Source organism: Elstera litoralis, assembly GCF_000963705.1.
GTDB classification, from domain to species: Bacteria; Pseudomonadota; Alphaproteobacteria; order Elsterales; family Elsteraceae; genus Elstera; species Elstera litoralis.
The window spans coordinates 1-2,258 of the sequence record NZ_LAJY01000144.1 but is presented as its reverse complement, the minus strand read 5'-3'; the positions used below and the strand labels follow the sequence as shown (position 1 = coordinate 2,258).

The 2,258-nt window shown below is 58.4% G+C and carries 2 protein-coding genes; both read right to left on the bottom strand.

What is annotated here, in order from left to right; translation table 11 throughout:
- Positions 1-230: 230 nt before the first annotated feature.
- On the bottom strand, positions 231-683 hold the full coding sequence (aroQ, locus tag VZ95_RS06955; protein WP_045775211.1) for a type II 3-dehydroquinate dehydratase: 453 nt from the start codon (positions 681-683) through the stop codon (positions 231-233).
- A 149-nt stretch (positions 684-832) separates the two neighbouring features.
- Positions 833-1,933, bottom strand: a complete 1,101-nt coding sequence (locus VZ95_RS06950; protein WP_045775210.1) for an ABC transporter substrate-binding protein — start codon at positions 1,931-1,933, stop codon at positions 833-835.
- Positions 1,934-2,258 lie beyond the last annotated feature (325 nt).

The following is a 2,258-nucleotide window of genomic DNA, read 5'->3' as shown; positions in this document are numbered from 1 at the left end:
GCAACCGGCACCGGCGGCAGGGAAACGCTCTGCGGCGGCAAATTGCGGGCGACGCGGATGCGGACATTATCGCGCTGATATTCGATTTCGGTCAGCTTGGTCTCGTCCAGCAGGCTGGCGAGATTGCGGATCAGTTCGCTATCTAATTGATGCTGAGACATGCTTTCTCTCTAAACAGCAAGGCGGCGGGCCGAAGAAGCGGCCCCAACGCCGGAAGGGCGGGCGCGGCGTTAAACCTGGGAGGCTCTAAGGAGATTGGCGAGCGCCGCCACGGCCAGCACATAAGATTGGCCGCCGAAGCCCGCAATCACGCCAACAGCGGCACGGCCCGGATAGGACGTGTGCCGAAACGGCTCGCGGTGGAAGATATTCGATAGATGCACTTCGATGACGGGGAGATCCACCGCCTTCAGCGCATCGAGCAGCGCAATCGACGTATGGGTATAGGCCCCGGCATTGATGATGATTCCGGCGGCGGTTCCGCGCGCTTCATGAATCCAATCGATCAACACGCCCTCGTGGTTCGACTGGCGGAAATCCAGCGTGCAGCCAAGCTGTTCGGCGGCCCGAGCGGCAACAAGGCGAACATCTTCCAGCGTATCGGTGCCGTAGATTTCGGGTTCGCGCGTGCCGAGCAGGTTAAGATTCGGCCCATTGAGAACCAAGATCAGGGGGGCGGACAAACGGTCTACCTCAACAAATTGCGTCAGACCCCGCGTTATACCATGCCCGGCGTGCGGTGCAAGAAATCACGCTTTCAAGGGCTCGCGCCGCAAAAAAAACGCGCAGGCCGAAGCCCGCGCGCCCGTCTTCCTCAAAAACCCGTCGGGGCTTAATTCGGCAGATAATCGTATTTACCGTCTTTCCACACATAAACGCGGAAGTCCGGATTCTTCAGGTCGCCCTTGGCGTCGAAGGCCAGGGGGCCGAGCACGGTTTGGAACTCCTGGGCGCGCATCGCCGTCTGAACATCGGCTTTTTTCAGCGATTTGGCGGCATTCATCGCTTGGGCCAGGGTTTGCGTCGCGGCATAGCCTTGCAGCACGAAGCCTTCCGGCTCGACGCCCGACGCGCGCAGCTTCGCCACCGCCTCTTTCGCAGTCTCCAGTTTGCGGCCATCGGGCGGGAAAGTGAACATCAGCCCATCGGCGGCTTTCCCGGCAATCGAATAGATTTCCGGCGAGGACACGCCCTCCCCAGCCACGAACTTCGCCTTCAGCCCCGCTTCGTCGGCTTGGCGCAAAATCAGCCCCAGTTCGGGATGATAGCCCCCGTAGTAGACCACCTGGATATTCTCGTTCTTCAGGCGACTTACCAGCGCGCTATAGTCCTTATCGCCCGCCGTGACCGAGCCTTCATAGGCGGGCTTTAGGCCTTTCGCCGTCATCGCCTTGGCCGCCTCGTCGGCGAGGCCCTTACCATAGGCTTGCTTATCGTGCAGCACGGCGACGCGCTGGCCCTTGAAGCGGTCGGCGATGAAATTGCCCGCGATTACGCCCTGCTGATCGTCGCGCCCGCAGGCCCGGAAAATGCCCTTCTTGCCCTTTTCCGTCAGCGCCGGATTGGTCGCGGTCGGCGTGACCATGACGATACCCTCTTCGTCATAGACATCGGCAGCGGCGATGGTTGCGCCCGAGCAGACGTGCCCAATGACGAATTCGGCCTTTTTGCCCGCAAGCTGATTGGCGACCGAAACACCCTGTTTAGGATCGCAGGCATCGTCGGAGAATTCGACAACCAGCTTTTCGCCCTTCACGCCGCCCTTGGCGTTAATATCGGCCACCGCCGCTTCCACGCCCTTGCGTACTTGATCGCCGAAGGCTGCAACCGCCCCAGTGAGCGGCGCAACACCATAGATCTTCACATCGGCCAAAGCCGAACCCGCCAGCAGAATCGAGCTAAGCCCCGCCGCAACAATAAGCGCCTGTTTCATTCTGGTCCTCCTCCGGTTTTACCGATCCCGATCTGCGCCGGGCGGCTTTAACCCATCCTGAGCCGGTTTCATCGGCCCCGGCAACGGGGGTACCGCGTCTAAATTGTAGTGGGACAATGGTTGCCTTACTCATTTTGAGGGAAAATTACTTTTCTTTAACGATTTTAACAGCTATATTTCTAATAATTACATTTTATAGATATATTGTTTCAAAACAGGGCTGAAATTCGCCTATATCATAGGCGATATGCATAATCTGAATGCATCCACAAGCTTTTCAACCCGCCTATTCAAGGTCGCCGCAAATTGCATAGACTGGCAGCAT

Bases quoted from the DNA above. Each gene is read 5' to 3' on its own strand.
- VZ95_RS06950 (WP_045775210.1), bottom strand. From the start codon at position 1,933: ATGAAACAGGCGCTTATTGTTGCGGCGGGGCTTAGCTCGATTCTGCTG.